Here is a 21,536-nt window from a genome sequence, read left to right as displayed (position 1 = left end):
CCCCACGCCATCAGCTGATCCACCCCGCATGTCGACCTGTTCCGTACACCCACTGCCCTACCGGGCCAACCCCGCCGAGTATTTTGCGGCGATTCGCCATGCCCCTGGCGCGGTGCTATTGGACAGCGGCCGCCCGACCGCCGAGCGGGGCCGTTATGACCTGCTCAGCGCCTGGCCCGAAGCGACGCTGGCGGTGCAGTCTGACGAGAGCGGCAGCGAGTTCCTGCAACGCCTGCGGGAAAACCTTACACAGTTGGGTGAGGCGGCATTGCCGGCTGGCTACGAGTTACCGTTCGCCGGCGGCCTGATCGGTTACCTGAGCTACGATTTCGGCCGGCACCTGGAACAGTTGCCGCACCGCGCGGTGGACGATCTGCACCTGCCGGACGCACGTTTTGGGCTGTACGCCTGGGCCCTGGTCAGCGATCACCAGGCGCAGACCAGCCAGTTGGTGTTTCACCCGACACTGGCCGATGGCGAGCGGCAGCGACTGATCAAGCTGTTCAGCCAGCCAGCCGCCAGGATAGCCGCCAACTTCAAGCTCCACGGCCCCATGGCCCCCGACATCAGCGCCCAGACCTACGCCCAGGCCATCGCCCGCATCCACGACTATATCCGCGCGGGCGACTGCTACCAGGTCAACTTCACCCAGCGCTTTCGCGCAGCGTGCAGCGGCGATCCGTGGGCGGCCTACTGCGCCTTGCGCGAAGCCTGCCCGACGCCATTTTCCGGGTTCCAGAGCCTGCCGGATGACGGCGCGGTACTGAGCCTGTCGCCGGAACGTTTCGTCAGGATCAGCCAGCGCCAGGTCGAAACCCGCCCGATCAAAGGCACCCGCCCGCGCGGCCTGACGCCTGAAGAAGACGCCGCCAACGCCGCCGAACTGCTGGCCAGCCCCAAGGATCGTGCCGAGAACCTGATGATCGTCGATCTGTTGCGCAACGACCTCGGGCGCACCTGCCGCACCGGCTCGGTGAAAGTGCCGGAGTTGTTCAGCCTGGAAAGCTACCCCAACGTGCATCACCTGGTCAGCAGCGTCACCGGCGAATTGGCTGACGACAAGGACGCCCTGGATTTGATCGCCGGCAGCTTCCCTGGCGGCTCCATCACCGGCGCACCGAAGATCCGCGCAATGCAGATCATCGACGAACTGGAGCCAACCCGCCGCGGGCTGTACTGCGGCTCGCTGGTGTACCTGGACGTGCGTGGCGAGATGGACAGCTCCATCGCCATCCGCAGCCTGCTGGTCAAGGACGGCCAGGTGTGCTGCTGGGGCGGCGGCGGGATCGTCGCCGACTCGCAATGGCAGGCGGAATATCAGGAGTCGCTGACCAAGGTGCGGGTATTGTTACAAACCCTGGAAAGCCTGTAACGCAGCGCCCTTCCTGGCGTTGGGAGGCAACGCCCGGCCGCGGAAAAAACCTGAATCAGAACCGCTGTGGACGGCCTGTGAATCGGAGGATAGCGTCCGGTTTCGACCGTCCACCCGCCATCTGTGAAGGATCACATGAAGCGATTGCTTACTCGTCAGAAAATATTTCCAAGATTGCATCTGCACTTGCCTGAGCCTAATATCTCCCAAATTGGGAGGTCTGACTCATGCGGATAATCGCGTTCTCGACCTTACGTCTCTTCTGGGAGAGCTACCCAGCTTGTATCGACGCCAAAACACCGCTGGTCGAGTTGTATCGCCATATGGAGAAGGCTGCATACCCAACGCCGCAAGCGCTCAAGGCGGAGCTCGGAACCGCGAGCATCCTCAAAGGCAGCAGGGTTGTATTCAACGTGGGCGGCAACCGGTATCGAGTGATCATGGCGATCAATTATCAGCGTCAGCTTGGGTTCATACGTTTCGTGGGAACCCACGCACAGTACGATCAGATCAACGCGGAGACCGTGTGATGAACATCAAACCCATACATTCCCAAGAAGACCTCACCGCCGCGCTCGCACGCGTCGAACAGATATGGGAAGCGCCAATCGGCTCGCCTGAGGGCGATGAGCTGGAAATTCTTGCGGTCCTCATTGAAAAGTACGAGGCCGAACATTATCCGATGCCGCCGTCGGACCCGGTGGAAGCCATCCGCTTTCGCATGGAGCAACTCGGCATGACGGCGCGCGACCTGGAGGCCTTCATCGGCACCAGCGGCCGGGTGTCCGAAGTGCTCAACCGCAAGCGCAAGCTGAGCCTGTCGATGATCAAGCGCCTGCATGAAGGCTTGAGCATCCCGTATGAGCGGTTGCTGGCAGGGGCTTAAGAACTCAGGCGGCTGTAAGCCCGCGCCCACATTCGACCGCGCTTCCAGAGGATAAACGCGGTCGAATGTGGGAGCGGGCTTGCTCGCGATGGGGCCGCCAACTGCGCGGAACGACTTACAGGCTCAACGGCCGGTTCGAAGCCTTGATGAACTCGTTCTTAAGCTCTTCAAACGTATGCACCGCCGGGAACTGCGGGAACTCGCGGATCACATTCTCCGGCGCATGGAACAGAATCCCGCGGTCGGCCTCGCCCAGCATACTGGTGTCGTTGTACGAATCACCGGCAGCGATCACGCGGTAGTACAGGCTCTTGAACGACAGCACCGACTGGCGCTTGGGGTCTTTCTGGCGCAGTTGGTAGCTGACCACGCGGTCGGTTTCGTCAGTGATCAGGCGGTGGCACAACAGGGTCGGGAACCCCAGCTGGCGCATCAGCGGCTGGGAGAATTCGTAGAAGGTGTCCGACAGAATCACCACCTGGAAGCGCTCGCGCAGCCAGTTGACGAACTCGATGGCACCGTCCAGCGGCTTGAGGGTAGCGATCACTTCCTGGATATCGGCGAGCTTGAGCCCGTGTTCGTCGAGGATGCGCAGGCGTTGCTTCATCAGCACGTCGTAGTCGGGAATGTCCCGGGTGGTCGCCCGCAGGGATTCAATACCGGTTTTTTCGGCGAAGGCGATCCAGATTTCCGGAACCAATACCCCTTCCAGGTCGAGACAGGCAATTTCCACGAGACACTCCTATTTGTATTGTTCAAGTCGAGCGAGCAAAAAGACTGCCGAACTCTAGCGATTCAAGGCGGCGGCCGCAACGCAGGGCGGATTTTGATACCATCACTCTCCTATAGAGCGCTCAGCGCCACTGACCTGTAGGAACCGTCCTGATGAACCAAGCCTTCGATGTCGTTGAACTCGCCACGACCTATGCCAACAAATCTGCCCAGGACATTCTCAAGCTGGCGTTCAGCCAGTTCGGCGATGACCTGTGGATTTCCTTCAGCGGTGCCGAGGATGTGGTGCTGGTGGACATGGCCTGGAAGCTGAACAAGAACGTCAAGGTGTTCAGCCTCGACACCGGCCGCCTGCACCCGGAGACCTACCGTTTCATCGAACAGGTGCGCGAGTTCTACAAGATCGACATCGAGCTGATCTCGCCGGACCAGAGCAAACTGGAACCCTTCGTCAAAGAGAAAGGCTTGTTCAGCTTCTACAAAGACGGCCATGGCGAATGCTGCGGCGTGCGCAAGATCGAGCCGCTGCGCCGCAAGCTCTCCGGCGTGCGCGCCTGGGCTACCGGCCAGCGCCGCGATCAGAGCCCCGGCACCCGCAGCCAAGTGGCTGCGCTGGAAATCGACACGGCCTTCTCCACCCCGGAGCGCACCCTGTACAAGTTCAACCCACTGGCGCAGATGACCAGCGAAGAGATCTGGAGTTACATCCGCATGCTGGAGCTACCGTACAACAGCCTGCACGAGCGCGGTTTTATCAGCATCGGCTGCGAGCCCTGCACCCGCCCGGTGTTGCCAAACCAACACGAACGCGAAGGCCGCTGGTGGTGGGAAGAAGCCACGCAGAAGGAATGCGGGCTGCATGCCGGGAATCTCATCAGCAAGGCCTAAGCGCTGACGCAGTCAACCATGTGGGAGGGGGAGCAAGCCCCCTCCCACATTTGTTTTGTGCCGAGCGTAAAAATGTACACACAAATGTAACCATCGGTGCCATTTATGTGTGCAATCCATCGACCTTCGCACCAAAACGTAACATCTCCTCTCTGCCGCTGTTTATCCTCTAAACAGAGGTTCTGCCCCGTAAAAAATAAATACCTGTTCAAACGGTCAATTTATATCGCTTTGAATTCAGTCAGTTATTTATAGAACCTATAAAAACGAAATTAACCAAGATTTTCATAGATCGAAAACTGGCACGTATGTGGCTTAAGGTGAAGTACGCTTTGTATACAATAAATACAAAATATACATACACTTTCCCGCTGCGGCTTTGCTGCAGCAGTGCTGGAGCCTGCCGGAATGCGTACACGCCTCTCGAACACCCTCGCACTGGATCTGCCCTCCTCCGCCCTCAACCCCGAGGCCGCGAGCCCCGGCCCGCTGGTACTCAGCCCGCGCCTGCACAACCGGGACCTGGCGCCGACCAAGGTCGAAGGCCGACGCTGGGGGCGCTACAGCATCTTTGCGTTATGGACCAACGACGTACACAACATCGCCAATTACTCGTTCGCCATTGGCTTATATGCGCTGGGCCTGGGTGGCTGGCAGATTCTGTTATCCCTGGGGATCGGCGCGGCGCTGGTGTACTTCTTCATGAACTTGTCGGGTTATATGGGGCAGAAGACCGGGGTGCCGTTTCCGGTGATCAGCCGCATCAGCTTCGGCATTCACGGCGCACAGATTCCGGCCTTGATCCGTGCGGTTATTGCGATTGCCTGGTTTGGTATCCAGACCTACCTGGCCTCGGTGGTGTTCCGAGTATTGCTGACGGCGATTCATCCGGGGTTTGCCGACTATGACCACAACTCGATCCTGGGCCTGTCGAGCCTGGGCTGGGCGTGCTTTGTGACGATCTGGTTCGTGCAACTGGTGATCCTGGCCTATGGCATGGAGACCGTGCGTCGCTACGAAGGCTTCGCCGGGCCGGTGATTTTGCTGACCGTCGCTTCGCTGGCCGGTTGGATGTACTTCCAGGCCGACGGCCACATCGCCTGGTCGATCCGCGAGCCGCTCACCGGTGGCGAGATGTGGCGCAATATCTTTGCTGGCGGCGCGCTGTGGCTGGCGATCTACGGTACGTTGATCCTCAACTTCTGCGACTTCGCACGCTCTTCGCCGTGCCGCAGGACCATCCAGGTCGGCAACTTCTGGGGCCTGCCGGTGAACATCCTGGTGTTCGCCGCCATCACCGTGCTGCTCTGCGGCGGGCAGTTCCAGCTCAATGGCCGGGTGATCGAAAGCCCGACCGAGATCATCGCGGCGATCCCCAATACGTTCTTCCTGGTACTCGGCTGCCTGGCGTTCCTGATCGTCACCGTGGCGGTGAACATCATGGCCAACTTCGTCGCCCCGGCCTTTGTGCTAAGCAACCTGGCGCCCAAGTACCTGAACTTCCGCCGCGCCGGGTTGATCAGCGCAGCCGTGGCGGTGCTGATCCTGCCGTGGAACCTCTACAACAGCCCGCTGGTGATCGTGTATTTCCTTTCCGGCCTGGGCGCGCTGCTCGGGCCGTTGTACGGGGTGATCATGGTCGATTACTGGCTGATCCGTAAAAGCCAGGTCGATGTGCCGCAACTGTACAGCGAAGACCCGAATGGCGTTTATTACTACAGCCGTGGCGTGAACATGCGCGCGGTGGCGGCATTTATTCCTGCGGCGGTGATCGCCATCCTGCTGGCGCTGTTGCCGGGGTTTGCCAGTGTCTCGCCGTTTTCCTGGTTGTTTGGCGCCGGTATTGCAGGGCTGTTGTACCGGCTGATCGCCAAGCGCCAAGCGTTCTACGCTGATGTCAGCGGTGAAAGCATTGCAGTCGATAACGTCAGTCATTAAAAAGGACATTCCATGCGTATCCTCGTGGTCAACGTCAACACCACCGAATCCATCACCCAGACCATCGCCGAGCAAGCGCGGTCCGTGGCCTCGCCGGGCACCGAAATTGTCGGGCTCACGCCGTACTTCGGCGCCGAATCGGTGGAAGGCAATTTTGAGAGCTACCTGGCGGCCATCGCGGTGATGGACCGCGTGATGGCCTACGACCAGCCGTTCGATGCGGTGATCCAGGCCGGGTATGGCGAACATGGGCGCGAAGGCCTACAGGAATTGTTGAATGTGCCGGTAGTGGACATCACCGAAGCGGCAGCCACCACCGCGATGTTCCTCGGCCACGCCTACTCGGTGGTGACCACCCTGGACCGCACCGTACCGCTGATCGAGGACCGCCTGAAACTCGCCGGCCTGTATCAACGCTGCGCCTCGGTGCGGGCCAGCGGCATGGCGGTGCTGGAGCTGGAAGAACACCCGCTGGCGGCCATGGAGGCCATCGTGCGGCAGGCGGAACTGGCGATCCGCGAGGACAAGGCCGAGGTGATCTGCCTGGGATGCGGCGGCATGGCCGGGCTGGACGAACGCATTCGCCAGCGCACCGGGGTGCCGGTGGTGGACGGGGTAACGGCGGCGGTGACGATTGCCGAAGGGTTGGTGCGATTGGGGTTGTCGACGTCGAAGGTCAGGACCTACGCCACCCCGCGGCCGAAGACTGTCATCGGCTGGCCGCGCAGCCGATAGAACAGGTCGCGGCGATCAAATCGCGCTGAAGCGCTGCGCCAGTCCCGCGATTAAAAACTGCTCGAGGATGAAGTCGACAAACGCCCGGGTCTTGCCGGGCAGCAGTTTGTGTTCGGCGTAGTAGAGGGAGATGTTGCCGTCGTCGACGTACCAGTCGGGCAGCACCCGCACCACCGCGCCACTGTCGAGGAACGGCACTGCCATCGGCATGCTCACCAGCGCAATGCCCATCCCCTGGGCACTCGCGCAACAGGCGGCCTCCGAGTCGCTCAGGGTCATGCGCGGCTTGAGCGCCAATGGACGCTGTTCGCGCTCGCGGCTGGTCAGTTGCCAGGAGCGCACGCGGCCGGTTTGCGGGGAGCGGATCAGGATGCCCAGGCAACGCGCCAAATCCTCGGGCGCCAGTACCGGCGGGCGTTGCGCCAGGTAATCCGCTGACGCCACCAACACCCGGTGCGCGGGCGTCAGCTTGCGTGCAACCACGCCCTGGGGCAGCTCAAAACCACCGCCGATGGCCGCATCGAAGCCCTGGCCGATCAGGTCGACCTGGCGGTTGTCAAAATGCCAATCCGGGCTGATATCCGGAAAACGCCGGACGAATTCCCCCAGCAACGGCATGACATAACGATTACCGAACACCGTGCCCATGCTGACCTTGAGCGTCCCCACCGGCCGCCCCTCGGCGCTGGCCAGGTTGGCCACGGCGTTCTGAATGGTGATGAGGCTGTCGCTGACTTCGGCGAGGAACCGCTTGCCGGCTTCGGTCAGGGTCAGGCGCCGGGTGCTGCGCTGGAACAGCCGCACCCCCAGGCGCGCTTCCAGCTTGGCGACACTTTTGCCCACCGCCGCCGGGGTCAGGCTCAAGCGCCGGGCCGCTTCGGCAAAGCTGCCGCCTTCGGCGCTGCGCACAAAGCATTCGATACTGCCGAAGCTCTCCATATCCGCCCACTCTAAACTTTTGGTTTACACAGACTATAGCAATCCGGGTCTACCGACAGCGGCGGGTGAGGTCGATACTCGGCTGCATCCACAAGGCATCCCGCCTTGAACAGTGAGGAGATCAACATGACTACCCAGAACCTCAGCGGCAAAGTCGCCTTGATTCAAGGCGGTTCACGCGGCATCGGCGCCGCCATCGTCAAGCGTCTTGCGGCGCAAGGTGCGGCCGTCGCCTTTACCTACGTCAGTTCCGCCGCCAAGGCCGCAGAACTGCAGAACAGCGTGATCAGCGCCGGCGGCAAAGCCCTGGCGATTCAGGCCGACAGCGCCGATGCCACGGCGATTCGCAACGCGGTCAACGCCACGGTCCAAGCCTTTGGGCGCCTGGATATCCTGGTGAACAACGCCGGCGTGCTGGCCATCGCGCCGCTGGAAGACTTCAAACTGGAGGACTTCGACCAGACCCTGGCAATCAACGTGCGCAGCGTATTCATCGCCACTCAGGAAGCGGCCAAGCACATGGGCGAAGGCGGCCGCGTGATCAACATCGGCAGCACCAACGCCGAACGCATGCCCTTTGGCGGCGGCGGGCCGTATGCGATGAGCAAGGCGGCGCTGGTCGGCCTGACCAAGGGCCTGGCGCGGGACCTGGGGCCACGTGGCATCACCATTAACAACGTGCAGCCAGGGCCGGTGGACACCGACATGAACCCGGCGAACAGTGAGTTCGCCGAGAGCCTGATCGGGTTGATGGCGGTGGGCCGTTATGGCCATGTCGAGGAGATCGCCAGCTTTGTGGCCTACCTGGCCGGGCCGGAAGCGGGTTACATCACTGGGGCCAGCCTGACCATCGACGGTGGCTTCAGCGCATAACCGCCTGTAGGCGCCGGGTCAGGACATGGGCGGCAGGCCGTAGGCGGCGAGGTCGAAGTCCGCGAGTTTGCGGATGATCTGGTCGGCGTGGTGGTACTTGCTGTCGGCCATGGCTTCGTCGGGCACGGCGATGGCGGTCATCCGGGCCGCCTTTGCTGCGGTGACGCCGAACGGCGAGTCTTCAAACACCAGGCAATCTTGCGGCGCGATGCCCAGGCGCCGCGCGGCGGTGAGGAAGATGTCCGGCGCGGGTTTGGCGGCACCGACTTCCGGGTCGTCAGCCGTGACGATGGTGCCGAACAGGCCAAACCATTCGCGGTGCAGCGTGGTCTTGTGGCCAAAGGAGTTGCGCGACGAACTGGTGCCCACCGCAATCGGAATATTGTGCGCGTTCAGGTGCCGTACCAACGCTTCGGCGCCGGGCATGCCCAGCGCCCTGGGGAAACGCTCGCTCATCAGCGGCTCACGGATTTCGAGGAACTCCGCCGCCGTGATCGGCAGGTCCAGCGCCTTGACCACGTAGTCGGCCAGGTCCTGGGCCCCGCGCCCGATGATGTGCTGTTTGATCCCCCAGTCATAGGTACGTCCGAAGCGTTCGGCGATGATCTGCGTCACTTCGGTGTAGATGCCTTCGGTATCCAGCAACAAGCCGTCCATATCGAAAATCACGGCCTTGATCGGACCGACTGCGCTACGCGGTGCATTCATCGTGACGAAACCCTGGAGGTAGGACTAAAAGGATTCAGCACAATAACGGCCACGCTTGTCGGCAGGCAACCTTTTAGGCTGTACACCTGATCAGGCCGGCGTGGGCAGGCAGCCCAGGCTGGTCAATGCGGCCTCCACCGCGTGCTCCAACGGCGTATGGGGTTCGTGGCCCAGGGCCGCAAGCAAGCGTTGGTTATCCATACGCAACGGGGTTTGCCACAGATAACGCATCTCCTGTATCTCGCGAAAGGTCACGACAAACGGCGCAGCCAACTTCAACAGCCACCAGGGAAATACGCCTACACGCGGTTGCAGGCCCGTCCTGCGTAACACTACGCGCTGGATCGCCTGGCTCATCTGCGTGCCATCACTGTCCACGTGCCCGGCCATATGAAAGCAGGCAAAGGCGTCGAGGGCGGCGCGGCGCTCAATCAACTCGAGCATGGTGCGCGCCACATCCGGCAGGTAGGCCCATTGGTGGGCGACGCCTGGCGCACCTGGGGCGCTGACCGCGCGCACCGGTTTACCGGGTTTGACCAGGCCTTGGGAGAACCAGTTGTTGGCCGCTCCGGCGCCGAAAAAATCCCCGGCACGCACGATCACTACACGAGCGCCCTCGCGGGAAGACTGAAGCAAGCGCTGCTCCAGTTGCACACGTATCGCGCCCTTGCGGGTCAGCGGGTGCTGGGGTGAGTCTTCGGAAAGCACCGGGAACGCATCCGGCCCGAAGTTGTAGACCGTGCCGGGCAACACGATGGTCGCGCGCTCGGCGATGGCGGCAGCAATGGTGTTGTCGATCATCGGCAACACCTGCTCGGCCCAATTGCGATAGCCCGGCGGGTTCACCCCATGGATGATCACCGCGCAGCCACGGGCGGCAGCGATGACGTCCTGGCGATTGAGCGCATCGCCTTTGAGCCAGGTATAGGCAGCATTCTGGCTACGGGCCTTGGCGACATCCCGGGTCAACGCACACACCTGCCAGCCCGCCACGCTCAACTGTCGCGCCACTTCGCCGCCGATACCGCCGGTTGCACCCAATACCAGTACCTTGCTCATCACCCGCTCCCACATTGGTTGGAGCGGTCATTCTGTTCGTAGCCTGGTTATAGAGGAATTGCCGAAGACCATCCAGACGCTATACATTTACGCATGACATTGAACATTGGCTGGGAGCTTTACCGATCGTTTCTTGGCGTACTCAAGGAAGGATCGCTGTCGGGGGCCGCACGGCAGCTCGGCATCACACAGCCCACCGTCGGTCGGCACATTGCCGCGCTGGAAACGGCCCTGGGCGTGGTGCTGTTCACTCGCTCCCCCACCGGCCTGCTGCCGACGGCAGTGGCCCACACCATGAGGGCCCACGCCGAAACCATGGAGCGCACGGCCGCCGCCCTGGAACGCAGCGCCTCCTCCCAGGGCGACGAAGTGCGCGGCGTGGTGCGTGTCTCCGCCAGTGAAGTGGTCGGCGTGGAAGTACTGCCGCCGATCATTACGCGGTTGCGCCAACAGCATCCTCAGCTCAAGGTCGAACTGGTCCTGACCAACCGCCTGAGCGACCTGCTGCAATTGGAAGCCGACATCGCCGTGCGGATGGTCCGCCCCAGCCAGGAGCAATTGCTGGCACAGCGCATCGGCCTGATCGAAGTCGGCCTGCATGCCCGCGACGATTACCTGCACCAGCACGGTACGCCGCAAGAGTTGAAAGACCTGACCGACCACGCGGTGATCGGCTACGACCGGGAAAACGCGTTTATCCGCAGCCTGGCCGTCAAAGGCTTCGAGCGCGGCACCTTCGCCCTCAGCAGCGACAGCGACCTGGCGCAACTGGCGCTGATCCGTGCCGGCGCCGGCATCGGCGGATGCCAGGTCAAGCTGGCCCAACAAGACACGCGCCTGCGCCGGGTACTGCCGGAGGCATTCGCGCTCAAACTCGACACCTGGGTCACCATGCACGAAGACCTGCGCAACAGCCCGCGCTGCCGGGCGACGTTTGATGCGCTGGTGGCGGGTTTGCAACGTTACGTACAGGATTGAGACAGCTTCGCTGAGGAACAATGAAAATCCCTCAATCCCTTCACAGCCGCCGCCATGACCGAAGCCTTCGAAGTCCCCAGCCCCCACGAAAAACACATCGAACACACCACCGAACATGCCCACGCGCGCGGTGACAATTTCGCCAGCCGCATTGCCGTGATGACCGCGCTGATGGCCACCCTTGGCGCCATGCTCAGCTACCAGGCCGGTTCCACCGAAAGCGAAGCGGCGATGGACAAGAACAACGCTGCCATTTTCAAGACCGAAGCCGCCAACCAGTGGAACTACTACCAGGCCAAATCCAGCCGGCAAAACCTGGCAGAACTGGCTATCCATATTCCCGGTGTGGACGCCGCGCATTACAAGGATGAGAGCGAGCGCTACAAGGGCCAGAAGGAAGACGTGCGCAAACAGGCCGAAAAGCTGGAGGCAACCTCACGGGAATGGGATCAGAAATCCGAAGAAGCCTTGCACCAGCATCACCGCTGGGCCCAGGCGATGACGGCGATTCAGATCGCGATTTCGTTGGCGGCGATCACGTTGTTGACGCGCAAGGAATGGTTGAAGCGCATGTCGTATACCGCGGGCGGTGTGGCCTTGGTGCTGGGCGGCCTGGCGGGGCTGCATTTCTGATAATTTCGCTTGGGCGCCCAACACCCGTCGCTATATAGTAAACCGCATAACGCTAACCACCGCACAAGGAGATACCGGTGTCCGTACTACCCAAAGAAGCCGTGGGCGCAGCCTACAGTATCGAATCCATGCGTTACGCCCAGGCCATGACCTGGCAGGCCATCGAACAACTGGCCCAACGCATCCGCCCCGGCATGCTCGAATCCGAAGCGCGCGAGTTGGGCAAACACGTCCTCGCCGACCTCGACATGCAGCGCATCTGGCACCCGCTGCTGGTGCGCTTCGGCGCCAATACCCTCAAGGCCTTCAAGCAACACTCCGACGGCGACCCGGTACTGGGTGAAAACGATATTTTCTTCATCGACATGGGCGCCGTCTGGCAAGGTCACGAAGGCGACGCCGGCGCCACGTTCACCACCGGCACCGACCCGGACATGATCGCCTGCGCCAACGCGGCCAAAGCGCTGTTCGACCGCGTGCAAGCGCGCTGGAAAAACGACCAGGTCATCGGCCTCGAACTCTACCGCTACGCCGAGGCACAAGCCCGGGCCATGGGCTGGCAGTTGAACCTCGACATCAAGGGCCACCGCGTCAGCGACTTTCCCCACGCGATCCATCGTGGCGGCAACCTCGGCGACTTCGAACACTACCCGAATGCAGGGTTGTGGATTCTGGAGATCCAGATCGCTCACCCGAGCAAGCCGTATGGCGCATTCTATGAAGACCTCCTCGCTTAATCGTTCAAAGGAACCAGAATGGAACGCTACGCCGAATTTCCCGTGCTGTTGTTTTCCTACGGCACCCTGCAGGACAAAGCCGTCCAACTCGCCAACTTCGGCCGAGAACTGGCAGGCCAGCACGACGCCATGTTGGGCTACTCGAAAAACTGGGTAGAAATTACTGACCCGCAAGTGCTGGCCACCAGTGGCAAGACCCACCACCCGATCGTCGCGCCGAGCACCGAACAAGGCGCCAGCGTTGAAGGCATGGTGTTTCAGATTAGCGCGCAGGAGTTGGCGGCGGCGGATGCGTATGAAGTGTCCGACTACAAGCGGGTCAGCGTGGCGCTGGCATCGGGCCTCACGGCTTGGGTGTATGTGCAAGCCTGAACGACGGGCGATTGATTTCAATCTGTTACAGGAGCGTTTAGAGTATCGCCCCCCGAGAATTGAATCTCGGGATTCAGTCCATGGAGTTACTCAGTGAAGTACGTCAGTAAAGTGGTTGCAGCAGCAGTTCTCGGTTTCACCCTCGCCGGCTGCACCGGCACCGCCATCAAATCCCCGCAATACGACAGCAGCCAATACACCGTGCTGGGTCACAGTGAAGCCAGCGCCACCGGCATCATGCTGTTCGGTGTTATCCCGATCGGCCAGAACAGCCGTTTCGTCCGCGCCCAGACGGCTGCCATCCAGGCAAAAGGTGGCGACGCGCTGATCAATACCGAAGTCCAGGAAAAATGGTTCTGGGCTTGGGTGCTGAGCGGTTACACCACCAAGATCTCCGGTGATGTGGTCAAGCTGAAAACTGCACACTAAGCCGGACGTTGCTCTATTTGCGCGGGATTTGACCTGAGCAAGCGACGTATCATGGGCCAACCTTTCGAGGATGGTCCATGAACCTCAGTATCCTTTACGCACTCGCCGCCGCCGCGCTGTTCGGCGCCAGCACCCCGCTCGCCAAAAGCCTCGGCCTGGGCCTCTCGCCCGTGCTGCTCGCAGGCCTGCTTTACCTCGGCAGCGGTGCCGGACTCGCCATCGTGCGCCTGATCCGCGATCGCGGCTGGACCCCCACCGGCTTGACCCCCTCCGAATGGCCCTGGCTGCTCGGCGCCATTGCGTTCGGCGGCATCCTCGGGCCCGTGGCCCTGATGTTCGGCCTGACCCGCACCTCGGGCGCCACCGCGTCGCTGATGCTCAACCTTGAATCGGTATTGACCGCGTTGATCGCCTGGCTCGTGTTCAGGGAAAACGCAGACCGTCGCATCGTCCTCGGGATGATTGCGATTGTGCTGGGTGGCGTGGCGTTGTCATGGCCCCAAGGCGGCGCCGACAGTCACGATTGGACCGGGCCGCTCGCCGTGGCGGTGGCCTGCCTGTGCTGGGGCATCGATAACAACCTGACACGTAAAGTGTCGGCCTCGGACGCATTGTTTATCGCCGGCGCCAAAGGCTTGATCGCGGGCGTGGTCAACTGCAGCCTGGCGCTGTATCTCGGCGCGCAGATCCCCGGCCTGGCGCAGCTCGCGCCGATCTTGCTGGTCGGGTTTCTCGGCTATGGCATCAGCCTGGTGCTGTTTGTGCTGGCCTTACGCGGGCTGGGCAGTGCGCGTACCGGCGCTTATTTCTCTACCGCGCCGTTCCTCGGCGCCGCGCTGGCCTTGCTGGTGCTGGGCGAGTCGGTGACCGGCGCGTTCTGGATTGCAGCCGCGCTGATGGCCGCCGGGGTGTGGCTGCACCTGACCGAGCGCCACGCCCATGCACATCAGCATGAGGCGACGGAACACGGGCATCGGCATGTCCACGATGAGCACCATCAACATGAACACCCGTTCGAGTGGGACCCGGCGATGCCGCACAGTCACCTGCATACCCATAGCCCGATCAAGCATAGCCATCCACATTTTCCGGATATTCATCATCGGCATCGGCATTAAAGGCTTGACCCGATAGCCACAGCCTCCCATCGAGCCTGCTCCGCGACCACCCGATTACGCCCGCTTTGCTTGGCCTGATACAAAAGCTGATCAGCCCTCTCCAGCACAGCGGATATCGAATCGCCACCGGGATGCCATAGCGCGACGCCCAGCGAAACGGTGATGTGCCCGACCGTTTCGATGTTGGCGGCATCGATCGAGGCACGCAGTCGCTCGGCGACATCCGTTGCAACCTGAAGCGAACTATTGGGTAACAACAACACGAACTCCTCGCCACCGACCCGACAAGGCAGGTCGTTGGACCGTGAATTCTGCTGCATGAGCCTCGCAATGGCGCGCAGCGTTTCATCGCCCACGCCATGGCCAAATGTATCGTTCACGCGCTTGAAGTGATCGATGTCCATGGACACGACCGCGAACGCCTTGTAGGCATCCTGCCAGCGCAACAGAACGTCCTGCATCGCCCGGCGATTGGCCAGCCCGGTCAACACGTCGGTTTGCGCTTGCTGGTTGAGTTTGCCGATCTTTTCCTGCAGCAGGGTGGCGCCGAGCAGCAGCGCTCTGCGAATCTGCCAGCTTTCGAAATAGCGCGTCGGGATTGCACTGATACGTTCGTAGCTGTCCGGCGAATCCAGCCGTTTGGCGCAATCGGCAAGCCTGGACAACGGCACCGAAATTCGCGCGCCCAGCCACCAGATCAACACGATTCCGAACAGCGCCAGCGGCGCGATGCCCTGCGCCACCTTGGCCATGGTGTGTCGCAGGATGGCTTGGATGTTATCGAGCGGCTGCTGCGAGATCACCCCCCAACCGCTGATGGGCACCCTGGCGAAACCGGCGAGCATTTGCACGCCATCGGCATCTATCGCCTGCAATGTTCCCCCGTCGTGACTGAGCGCCGCGTCGTCGATCAACCCCTTTCCAGCGACTGTCCCGATGTGCTCGGGATCGGAGTGATAGAGCACCCGGCGGGCGCTGTCGACAAGATAGACATGCGCCCCGTCCTTGCGCACATTGGTGTCCATCAGCGCCTGGAGCGTATTCCTCTGCTCAAGTCGGACACTGCCCCCGATCAGCCCCAGGTACTCTCCTTTCGCGTCGAATATGGGGTGGCTGACAAAGACCACCAGATTGCCAGCCATGGACTTGAACGCGTTGCTGATTATCGGCACGCGAAGGCTGAGAGGCTCGCGGTGTTGCAGCGTGCGCCCATCGAGGTGGAGGCTTTCGGGAGCCGAGGCAATGATTGTCCCCGTCGCATCGGCGATCAACACGGAGTTGAAACTGGCGTCTTGCCCAAACAGTCGCTGGGCTTCCTCCGTCAAATTCTGCTTATCGCCAAACGCTTTGCCAATGACGAACGAACTGTATTTCAATTTATCGAGGTCGGAATTGAGTACCTGCTCCACACTCCGGGCGATCCGAGAGGCGTAGGCCTTGTTCACTTCCAGCGCATTCTCGATCAACTCCTGCTTCTGAATCGTGAACGTCACCCAAAAACTGTTGGCCAGGGTTGCGATTGCCGAAAGCATTACAAAGATAAGAATCAGAATACGAAGGTTGAGTTTCGGCTTCGGTCGGGTGGTCATATTACGCAGTCCGGATGGGCGGAAGAATTGCAAACGATTCGATGCAGGATGAATCGTCCTTGTTTTCGCAGGCACCTCTTCGACCATCGTTGACCGAAGCAGCCCGTTTAACCAGCCTGGAAGCCCACCTGCCAATTCTGAACGCGCCGAGCGGGCGTGTCCGAAGGCTGACGGAAAAAAACAGCGTCAGTCCCACATTGGGCCTATATGGCCTTTTTTTCAGCCGCGAGAAACCACAAACCCCCGACTTTCACTAGGAAAATCAGGGGTTTGTGTTTGCAGAATGTGGCGGTGAAGGAGAGATTCGATTTTACCACCCCTCGCGGCCTTTTAAGCCCGTATTCCGGGGGCTACAGCTTGAATAGTAGTACAACTGAGTAATACACTCGACCGTACTACTCCCCTCCTACGGCACCACCATGGCAGACCATCTGATTCAGAAAAAAGGCGAATCCACGTGGTATGTGCGGTTGGCTGTGCCCGCCGATGTCCGTGCAGCTATGGGCGCAAAGACCGTACTCATTCGCTCATTGAAAACCGGGCTACGCGGTGAAGCGATGGAACGACGCCATGCGGTGATTGCTGAGTGGAAGGCAGCATTTGATAGAGCGAGAGGAAAACGTGCTGCACGTGGCGACACTTGGAAAGATCCAATTGCGACAGCGGCTCAGGGTATTGCTCAAGCTACACGCAAGCTGAAGACTGACGTTGCTCTCGGAGAGACGGACGACAAGACTACATTTGATGCAGACGAGATACAGGCGCTGTATCAGGGCTTGTTTGACGACTCACCAGAGGGACGGTTACGTAAAGAAAAAGCGGATCGTGTGTACGCCATGACAGGGCTTGAGGGAGAGCTGGCTAACGTCGAGTTCGCCAAGGAAATGGCCTTAGAGGTGATGGCAAAGGTGTTCGGAGTGACACAGGAACTCTCGCCTGCTGAGCAAGAAGAAGCAAAGCTGATCCTCAATGATCCGAAGGCACACCAACCGAAGTCGCCAATTACAACTACCAGACTCAAAGCATTCCGAGAGTTCAGGGAAAGCCGTGGCGGTGCTCCCAAACACGTCGATCAACAAGTGAGGCGGATGGAGGACTTGTCTAAGTTCCTCAGAGAGAATTCATTACCGCTCGAGTTCGATTCCATTGATGCATGGATACAATCGCTCAATCGTGCGCCTGCGACAATCAGCCAGCACTTGATGTCGGGTACAGCCTTCTGGTCGTGGGCAATCCGCTACGACGCTCAATGGCGCGTCGATTACAAAGACAAAGCAGATCCGTTTAAAGGGCACGAGATACCCAAAGGCGGTGGCAAAGAAACGGCAGGGGAAAAACGGGAGGCATACACTGTTGCCGAGTTGAGGAAGCTCCACAAGGCTGCACAAGACGTTGGGAACATGCCACTCGCTGATTTGATCCTGCTTGGTGCGTACACCGGCTGCCGTGTAGAACAACTCTGTCAGTTGAAGGTTGAACACATCATCGAAGAAGACGGAGTGACCAGCTTCAACTTCTTGAAAGGCAAAAACAAAAAATCGAGGCGGATCGTACCAATTCACCCCGCGCTCAAAGGAGTGGTGAAGCGCTTGGTCAAAGACTCGACTGACGGATTCTTGATTCCAGCAACCGAGAACCTTTATCAAAAAAGATCGCACACTCTATCAAGGGCGTTCGGCAAGCTGAAAGAGAAGCTAGGATTCGGCCCGTTGCATGTTTTTCACTCAATGCGAAATACAGTGATCACTACGCTATTACGGGCCGACGTGCCTGACTACATCGTCCAAGAAATAGTTGGCCACTCGAACGGCAGTGAGACTCACGACACATACAGCCGGGGTGCATCCGCTCAGCAGAAGCTTAACGCCATTTCGAAGCTGCCAACGATTTAGATACCAGACACACAGCCTAAAGCAGGAAAGATACCTGCCCATGAGCAATCGTGGATACACCCGCACACATCAACGTGTGATGTTGCAAAGAAGAGGCTAGGAAATTTATGCTGTACCACTTCCACAATGCAAACGCTGTACTGACAAAACCAAATAGCAAGGGTGCAACATAATCAGTAAACCAAGGGGTGACAAACGCACCTCTTAGAACTATAAAAATTTTAATTGGCCAAGTAATCGAAACACCCATTACATAATAACTAATCTTTTCGCCGTCCAACCATCCTTTGTCGGACTGACACCTATACTTTGCCATCAGGTAGACTCTTACGCGGTACTCGTGAAGAAGAATTCGCGATTTTAGTCCCACCCCTCTTTGTCGCTTCGATAGATCGTGAGTAGGCCGATATAAAAGCTGTGTAGCATAAGACTGGATTTTGAATGGAGCACCTTCTCTACTTCTTTTAGCAACCTCGCTCACAATTTCTTGCTTTAATTTACGTCGACCTAAGGTCAAAGCTACCCACCGCAAAGATGCTTCGTAAAGATCGTCCATAGCGTTGTCAAAATTTAAACCAGCGGGAGGAATACGCTGGTAGCAGCGAAACCAAAAGTAGGCGTTGAGAGCAGCAAGCACCAGCCAAACGCTATTAGTCCGCTGGTGAAGCTGCACCTCGTTCCCCATTAGCTTAAATTGGGTGAGGTCTGCTCCGAAATACCACAAAGCCAAGACAAGGGCTGAGTAGGTGAGCAAGAAGCCTCTAGCCTTGTTGAAATCCCTACCATCATCCAATGAATCCTCCACCAAACTGCTCCTTCTCAAAAGTGATGTGATATTAACACGCCATCAATACTGAGTCTTATCCCCCGTAGGCTCGATCACACTAGCGAGGAAGGGAGTACGACGCTCCAACAATTCCGCAACCCTGTACTGCATGTCGGGTTGCTTATCCAAAAGGCTTTCCATCCCAAGACGATCCATGTCCAACCAGAACAACGCAATGGCACTGACATAACGAGTCAGAATTTCCAGAGTGATTTGCAAGTGCTGCACTGGCGGTTTTGGTGGGGATGGTGGTTCCATCGAAGAATCCAACCACGGGAACTGTATAGGTGTGGGCCACAACTCAGGGTGCAAGGTGTGAAGGTCTCTGGCGGAATCACCATCGCCGTGACGGCAAGCGTTGCCCAACATCTGCAACTGAGTAAGGGCGGGGTAGGAATCGAAGCTACTCAACTCAATACCTCGCACCTTGAAGAACAGTGCGTTCAACTTAGTGCCCCACGTGGCGGTCTCCAGCTTCTTAAGGGTTACCCCTTCAATGGTGTGACGACCTAAGCAACAGATGAGGTAGGAGCGGATCTGTTGCTCCCATAATGACTGGATGGCGAGGGCGAACGTCATGTATGTACGCTGGATCAGCCCCTCATGGTCGGACAAAGCAAAATGAAACACCACATCATCTTGAGCAGCACGGGCCAGCTCTTGCCGTTTCCGTTCCAACGCAGCGAGCGACGGTTGCACGACCAATGACATGAAGTCTCGAACAGTGTCGCCGTTGTTGTGAGCGTAAGCATCGGCAAACCCAATCGTCCATTTGTAGGGTGCTGTCATGTCTTCATCCTTGTGGCAGTAAGGGCCGAGCTTTTCAGGCTCCCATTTTTCGCCGAAAATTTCGACCATTCGTGCAGGGATTCGGGTTTCACGGCTGGAAAATAAAGTGGCGAGATTTTGGGAGGGATTTCCGCGCCGCTTAGCAGACCACGACATGGGATCACCCAATTGCTGGAAAAGTAGAAATAACCTGACACCCTGTAGCGCTCTCCGACGCTGTCAGAGGTGAGCAACATCAGAGACAACCACGGACTAGAGAAACAACAAAGCCCGCTCTAGGCGGGCTGTTGAGCGGCTACAGGTCTACTTCAAACCTTGTTCCAGTGTCTCTTAATGGTTGGCAAGCTCACCTTGAGTTCGGCTGCTGCCTGAGCCTGTGTCACGCCTTTAGCCTTGAGCTTCTGCACCGCCTCCGTGGTATCTGTAGCCACTGGACGACCACCCTTCTTGTCAGACCTTGCAAGGCCCTCTCTGGTGCGCTCCTTGATCCGATCACGTTCAAAGGCTGCAACTGCTGCGAGAACTGTTAGCTGTAGCTTCCCTGCTGCACTAGTGAGGTCTACACCGTCGAGGTCTAGACTACGAACATGGATACCATCCGTTGCCATTTTGGAAACGGTGGCGAGAACGTCTTGCACGTCGCGGCCTAGGCGATCCAGCTTCAGCACCACCAGCGTGTCACCCGTTTCCATGCGTTCTGCCATCTTGCTGAACTGGGGACGTTGGAGAGCTGGTACGCCGCCACTGATTTGTTCGGAGAACCAGCGGGTGGGCTTGATATCGAACCCTTTAGAGGTGAGCGCCACCAGTTGGTTATCGGTGTTCTGCTCCGTCGTACTGACACGACCGTATCCGAATAGACGACTCATTTACTCACCCTCCTAGGTATTCCTCACGCCGCTCGTGGGGTATCAACAATGGAGGGATCATATTGCATTGGTATCAACAATCTGTAAACCCGCACTTGATGATACCGGCGTAGCTATCGGATGGACGGTATCGTTTAACGGTCGTTTGATGATACTACCTGCGTAGTGCCGTTATCCCATCAGCGATGGCGCTGGCGTTCCTGTCGAGCGCTTCAAGCGCCTCAACAGCTTTGGAGTGAGCGTCATCCCCACCTTGCGATTTGACCCAAACGCCCAGCTCTTCGATGGATGCGGCAGTCGCCAACTGATTCTCCCAAAGCAACGTCAGCAGGTCGGCAATCTGGATAGTGGCATTGGGTTTTGAGGGCATGGCGGTTCATCCTTGGGCTGTGGTGCCGAAAGACTAGCCTACCAGTGAACTGGGTCGGGGCCGGGTTCCGCCGTCTTGCAAGAAGTCGCGATTCCGGCTCAAAACTGGCGTTTTGGTGCGAAAACCTCGACTTAGGCGTCAGGATGGACACTAGCTAAGCAAATTGACGTGGCCCACTACGGAAACCCAGGGATACAGACGTCCTACAAATCTTACACACGGAGAGGACATCCTCAGCGGGCATAGGTATTGGCCAGGTTTAGCCTAGGATATTTTGGGATATGGCTGAGGTTTCAGGCTCAGCCAATGGATGCAATGGATCAGTCAGCAGCTACAGTCGGGTCAAACTCATCAACGTGATAATTGCCGCGAACTTTCTCAACCACTATGCCGATTGGGGCGGTATTCCCCATTTGAAGAATGTACGAGACCTTCTGTATTTCGAGGTCTTCCACCGCCTCTTTCAACATGAGGTGAGTGACACGTACAACCTTGTCAATAACCTCCTGAACCGGCGCCCTAGGAAACGCGTAAGCCCATACCGTATCAACGCCTCGCAATTTTATGAACTCGTTTTCAACCAGTTTTTTGTAAAAGGCGTCGCGCTGCTGAGGGTCAGCATTTTTCAGATCTAGCGACAGCAATATGTGAATCATTCCAGGCTTCCTTTCCAGGCAGGTTGACTGAGCCAAGCGTAGCATCAGTTCGCCACTAGCATGGCAGGGAGGTTAGGCTTAGGGCAATGCCGTGATGACGAATGATCGTGTCTTGGCACTGATGCCCCCCCCATTACAGATCAAGGAG

At 59.0% G+C, this 21,536-nt stretch carries 24 protein-coding genes; 14 read left to right on the top strand and 10 right to left on the bottom strand.

The features are described from left to right. Nucleotides 1-28 precede the first annotated feature (28 nt). The 3 genes from pabB to ACVWZP_RS28360 all read left to right on the top strand — a co-directional run bounded on the left by pabB (nucleotide 29) and on the right by ACVWZP_RS28360 (nucleotide 2,258). Nucleotides 29-1,372, top strand: a complete 1,344-nt coding sequence (pabB, locus tag ACVWZP_RS28370) for an aminodeoxychorismate synthase component I (protein WP_457370323.1) — start codon at nucleotides 29-31, stop codon at nucleotides 1,370-1,372. Nucleotides 1,373-1,599: 227 nt separating this feature from the next. Continuing rightward, on the top strand, nucleotides 1,600-1,902 hold the full coding sequence (locus ACVWZP_RS28365) for a type II toxin-antitoxin system HigB family toxin (RefSeq protein ID WP_457370322.1): 303 nt from the start codon (nucleotides 1,600-1,602) through the stop codon (nucleotides 1,900-1,902). Continuing rightward, nucleotides 1,902-2,258 carry a helix-turn-helix domain-containing protein gene (locus ACVWZP_RS28360; protein ID WP_017848481.1) on the top strand — a complete coding sequence of 119 codons (357 nt, stop codon included), beginning with the start codon at nucleotides 1,902-1,904 and terminating at the stop codon, nucleotides 2,256-2,258. The genes ACVWZP_RS28365 and ACVWZP_RS28360 overlap by 1 nt, the downstream gene beginning before the upstream one ends. A gap of 115 nt (nucleotides 2,259-2,373) precedes the next feature. On the opposite strand, the gene thrH is transcribed toward ACVWZP_RS28360, so the two are convergent. Next, nucleotides 2,374-2,991 (bottom strand): bifunctional phosphoserine phosphatase/homoserine phosphotransferase ThrH, encoded by a 618-nt coding sequence (gene thrH, locus ACVWZP_RS28355; RefSeq protein ID WP_017848482.1) that lies wholly within the window; start codon nucleotides 2,989-2,991, stop codon nucleotides 2,374-2,376. 152 nt (nucleotides 2,992-3,143) lie between these two features. Between thrH and ACVWZP_RS28350 the strand changes: the two genes are divergently transcribed. From ACVWZP_RS28350 to ACVWZP_RS28340, 3 genes are all read left to right on the top strand, one after another. Beyond that, the gene (locus tag ACVWZP_RS28350; RefSeq protein WP_017848483.1) at nucleotides 3,144-3,878 is read left to right on the top strand and encodes a phosphoadenylyl-sulfate reductase; all 735 of its coding nucleotides are present in this window, start codon (nucleotides 3,144-3,146) and stop codon (nucleotides 3,876-3,878) included. 408 nt (nucleotides 3,879-4,286) lie between these two features. Continuing rightward, on the top strand, nucleotides 4,287-5,816 hold the full coding sequence (locus tag ACVWZP_RS28345) for an NCS1 family nucleobase:cation symporter-1 (RefSeq protein WP_046382408.1): 1,530 nt from the start codon (nucleotides 4,287-4,289) through the stop codon (nucleotides 5,814-5,816). A 12-nt stretch (nucleotides 5,817-5,828) separates the two neighbouring features. Beyond that, a complete protein-coding gene (locus tag ACVWZP_RS28340) occupies nucleotides 5,829-6,551 on the top strand; it encodes an aspartate/glutamate racemase family protein (RefSeq protein WP_017848485.1) in 723 nt (240 codons plus the stop codon). Nucleotides 6,552-6,566: 15 nt separating this feature from the next. On the opposite strand, the gene ACVWZP_RS28335 is transcribed toward ACVWZP_RS28340, so the two are convergent. Continuing rightward, complete coding sequence (locus tag ACVWZP_RS28335) at nucleotides 6,567-7,490, bottom strand: LysR family transcriptional regulator (protein WP_017848486.1); 924 nt, start codon at nucleotides 7,488-7,490, stop codon at nucleotides 6,567-6,569. 126 nt (nucleotides 7,491-7,616) lie between these two features. Between ACVWZP_RS28335 and ACVWZP_RS28330 the strand changes: the two genes are divergently transcribed. Then, nucleotides 7,617-8,363 (top strand): 3-oxoacyl-ACP reductase family protein, encoded by a 747-nt coding sequence (locus tag ACVWZP_RS28330; protein WP_017848487.1) that lies wholly within the window; start codon nucleotides 7,617-7,619, stop codon nucleotides 8,361-8,363. Between the two features lie 18 nt (nucleotides 8,364-8,381). Here the strand turns inward: ACVWZP_RS28330 and ACVWZP_RS28325 are convergent, their stop codons facing one another. After that, a complete protein-coding gene (locus ACVWZP_RS28325; RefSeq protein ID WP_017848488.1) occupies nucleotides 8,382-9,071 on the bottom strand; it encodes an HAD-IA family hydrolase in 690 nt (229 codons plus the stop codon). A 90-nt stretch (nucleotides 9,072-9,161) separates the two neighbouring features. Beyond that, complete coding sequence (locus ACVWZP_RS28320) at nucleotides 9,162-10,130, bottom strand: NAD-dependent epimerase/dehydratase family protein (protein ID WP_057003798.1); 969 nt, start codon at nucleotides 10,128-10,130, stop codon at nucleotides 9,162-9,164. A gap of 93 nt (nucleotides 10,131-10,223) precedes the next feature. Here ACVWZP_RS28320 and ACVWZP_RS28315 point away from each other — a divergent pair, with 93 nt between their 5' ends. The 6 genes from ACVWZP_RS28315 (at nucleotide 10,224) to ACVWZP_RS28290 (ending at nucleotide 14,397) form a co-directional block, all read left to right on the top strand. Next, on the top strand, nucleotides 10,224-11,108 hold the full coding sequence (locus tag ACVWZP_RS28315) for a LysR family transcriptional regulator (RefSeq protein ID WP_256822692.1): 885 nt from the start codon (nucleotides 10,224-10,226) through the stop codon (nucleotides 11,106-11,108). 54 nt (nucleotides 11,109-11,162) lie between these two features. Beyond that, the gene (locus ACVWZP_RS28310) at nucleotides 11,163-11,741 is read left to right on the top strand and encodes a DUF4337 domain-containing protein (RefSeq protein WP_457370321.1); all 579 of its coding nucleotides are present in this window, start codon (nucleotides 11,163-11,165) and stop codon (nucleotides 11,739-11,741) included. A gap of 77 nt (nucleotides 11,742-11,818) precedes the next feature. Then, the gene (locus ACVWZP_RS28305; protein ID WP_457370320.1) at nucleotides 11,819-12,478 is read left to right on the top strand and encodes a M24 family metallopeptidase; all 660 of its coding nucleotides are present in this window, start codon (nucleotides 11,819-11,821) and stop codon (nucleotides 12,476-12,478) included. An 18-nt stretch (nucleotides 12,479-12,496) separates the two neighbouring features. After that, on the top strand, nucleotides 12,497-12,850 hold the full coding sequence (locus ACVWZP_RS28300; protein ID WP_301556512.1) for a gamma-glutamylcyclotransferase family protein: 354 nt from the start codon (nucleotides 12,497-12,499) through the stop codon (nucleotides 12,848-12,850). A 93-nt stretch (nucleotides 12,851-12,943) separates the two neighbouring features. Then, the gene (locus tag ACVWZP_RS28295; RefSeq protein ID WP_046382401.1) at nucleotides 12,944-13,279 is read left to right on the top strand and encodes a hypothetical protein; all 336 of its coding nucleotides are present in this window, start codon (nucleotides 12,944-12,946) and stop codon (nucleotides 13,277-13,279) included. Nucleotides 13,280-13,356: 77 nt separating this feature from the next. Beyond that, nucleotides 13,357-14,397 carry a DMT family transporter gene (locus ACVWZP_RS28290; protein ID WP_177029511.1) on the top strand — a complete coding sequence of 347 codons (1,041 nt, stop codon included), beginning with the start codon at nucleotides 13,357-13,359 and terminating at the stop codon, nucleotides 14,395-14,397. On the opposite strand, the gene ACVWZP_RS28285 is transcribed toward ACVWZP_RS28290, so the two are convergent. After that, nucleotides 14,394-15,986 (bottom strand): sensor domain-containing diguanylate cyclase, encoded by a 1,593-nt coding sequence (locus tag ACVWZP_RS28285; RefSeq protein WP_457370319.1) that lies wholly within the window; start codon nucleotides 15,984-15,986, stop codon nucleotides 14,394-14,396. The two genes, ACVWZP_RS28290 and ACVWZP_RS28285, sit on opposite strands and share 4 nt — an antisense overlap. A 419-nt stretch (nucleotides 15,987-16,405) precedes the next feature. Here ACVWZP_RS28285 and ACVWZP_RS28280 point away from each other — a divergent pair, with 419 nt between their 5' ends. Further along, the gene (locus ACVWZP_RS28280) at nucleotides 16,406-17,878 is read left to right on the top strand and encodes a tyrosine-type recombinase/integrase (RefSeq protein WP_457370318.1); all 1,473 of its coding nucleotides are present in this window, start codon (nucleotides 16,406-16,408) and stop codon (nucleotides 17,876-17,878) included. 16 nt (nucleotides 17,879-17,894) lie between these two features. On the opposite strand, the gene ACVWZP_RS28275 is transcribed toward ACVWZP_RS28280, so the two are convergent. From ACVWZP_RS28275 to ACVWZP_RS28255, 5 genes are all read right to left on the bottom strand, one after another. Further along, the gene (locus ACVWZP_RS28275) at nucleotides 17,895-18,683 is read right to left on the bottom strand and encodes a hypothetical protein (protein ID WP_457370317.1); all 789 of its coding nucleotides are present in this window, start codon (nucleotides 18,681-18,683) and stop codon (nucleotides 17,895-17,897) included. Between the two features lie 42 nt (nucleotides 18,684-18,725). Next, nucleotides 18,726-19,649 carry a hypothetical protein gene (locus ACVWZP_RS28270; protein ID WP_457370316.1) on the bottom strand — a complete coding sequence of 308 codons (924 nt, stop codon included), beginning with the start codon at nucleotides 19,647-19,649 and terminating at the stop codon, nucleotides 18,726-18,728. A gap of 152 nt (nucleotides 19,650-19,801) precedes the next feature. Beyond that, nucleotides 19,802-20,362 carry a recombinase family protein gene (locus ACVWZP_RS28265; RefSeq protein ID WP_457370315.1) on the bottom strand — a complete coding sequence of 187 codons (561 nt, stop codon included), beginning with the start codon at nucleotides 20,360-20,362 and terminating at the stop codon, nucleotides 19,802-19,804. 154 nt (nucleotides 20,363-20,516) lie between these two features. Next, nucleotides 20,517-20,732 (bottom strand): hypothetical protein, encoded by a 216-nt coding sequence (locus ACVWZP_RS28260; protein ID WP_457370314.1) that lies wholly within the window; start codon nucleotides 20,730-20,732, stop codon nucleotides 20,517-20,519. Between the two features lie 320 nt (nucleotides 20,733-21,052). Then, nucleotides 21,053-21,388 carry a hypothetical protein gene (locus ACVWZP_RS28255; RefSeq protein WP_457370313.1) on the bottom strand — a complete coding sequence of 112 codons (336 nt, stop codon included), beginning with the start codon at nucleotides 21,386-21,388 and terminating at the stop codon, nucleotides 21,053-21,055. Between the last annotated feature and the right edge of the window lie 148 nt (nucleotides 21,389-21,536).

Source organism: Pseudomonas sp. TE36184, assembly GCF_054060055.1.
Note: the sequence above shows the minus strand (reverse complement) of the source record. Positions and strands in the feature narration are given on the sequence as shown.

Bases quoted from the DNA above. Each gene is read 5' to 3' on its own strand.
- ACVWZP_RS28285 (WP_457370319.1), bottom strand. From the start codon at position 15,986: ATGACCACCCGACCGAAGCCGAAACTCAACCTTCGTATTCTGATTCTT.
- ACVWZP_RS28315 (WP_256822692.1), top strand. From the start codon at position 10,224: ATGACATTGAACATTGGCTGGGAGCTTTACCGATCGTTTCTTGGCGTA.
- pabB (WP_457370323.1), top strand. From the start codon at position 29: ATGTCGACCTGTTCCGTACACCCACTGCCCTACCGGGCCAACCCCGCC.
- ACVWZP_RS28255 (WP_457370313.1), bottom strand. From the start codon at position 21,388: ATGATTCACATATTGCTGTCGCTAGATCTGAAAAATGCTGACCCTCAG.
- ACVWZP_RS28300 (WP_301556512.1), top strand. From the start codon at position 12,497: ATGGAACGCTACGCCGAATTTCCCGTGCTGTTGTTTTCCTACGGCACC.
- ACVWZP_RS28290 (WP_177029511.1), top strand. From the start codon at position 13,357: ATGAACCTCAGTATCCTTTACGCACTCGCCGCCGCCGCGCTGTTCGGC.
- ACVWZP_RS28365 (WP_457370322.1), top strand. From the start codon at position 1,600: ATGCGGATAATCGCGTTCTCGACCTTACGTCTCTTCTGGGAGAGCTAC.
- ACVWZP_RS28265 (WP_457370315.1), bottom strand. From the start codon at position 20,362: ATGAGTCGTCTATTCGGATACGGTCGTGTCAGTACGACGGAGCAGAAC.
- ACVWZP_RS28330 (WP_017848487.1), top strand. From the start codon at position 7,617: ATGACTACCCAGAACCTCAGCGGCAAAGTCGCCTTGATTCAAGGCGGT.
- ACVWZP_RS28260 (WP_457370314.1), bottom strand. From the start codon at position 20,732: ATGCCCTCAAAACCCAATGCCACTATCCAGATTGCCGACCTGCTGACG.
- ACVWZP_RS28345 (WP_046382408.1), top strand. From the start codon at position 4,287: ATGCGTACACGCCTCTCGAACACCCTCGCACTGGATCTGCCCTCCTCC.
- ACVWZP_RS28325 (WP_017848488.1), bottom strand. From the start codon at position 9,071: ATGAATGCACCGCGTAGCGCAGTCGGTCCGATCAAGGCCGTGATTTTC.
- ACVWZP_RS28340 (WP_017848485.1), top strand. From the start codon at position 5,829: ATGCGTATCCTCGTGGTCAACGTCAACACCACCGAATCCATCACCCAG.
- ACVWZP_RS28270 (WP_457370316.1), bottom strand. From the start codon at position 19,649: ATGTCGTGGTCTGCTAAGCGGCGCGGAAATCCCTCCCAAAATCTCGCC.
- ACVWZP_RS28350 (WP_017848483.1), top strand. From the start codon at position 3,144: ATGAACCAAGCCTTCGATGTCGTTGAACTCGCCACGACCTATGCCAAC.
- ACVWZP_RS28280 (WP_457370318.1), top strand. From the start codon at position 16,406: ATGGCAGACCATCTGATTCAGAAAAAAGGCGAATCCACGTGGTATGTG.
- ACVWZP_RS28335 (WP_017848486.1), bottom strand. From the start codon at position 7,490: ATGGAGAGCTTCGGCAGTATCGAATGCTTTGTGCGCAGCGCCGAAGGC.
- ACVWZP_RS28310 (WP_457370321.1), top strand. From the start codon at position 11,163: ATGACCGAAGCCTTCGAAGTCCCCAGCCCCCACGAAAAACACATCGAA.
- ACVWZP_RS28360 (WP_017848481.1), top strand. From the start codon at position 1,902: ATGAACATCAAACCCATACATTCCCAAGAAGACCTCACCGCCGCGCTC.
- ACVWZP_RS28320 (WP_057003798.1), bottom strand. From the start codon at position 10,130: ATGAGCAAGGTACTGGTATTGGGTGCAACCGGCGGTATCGGCGGCGAA.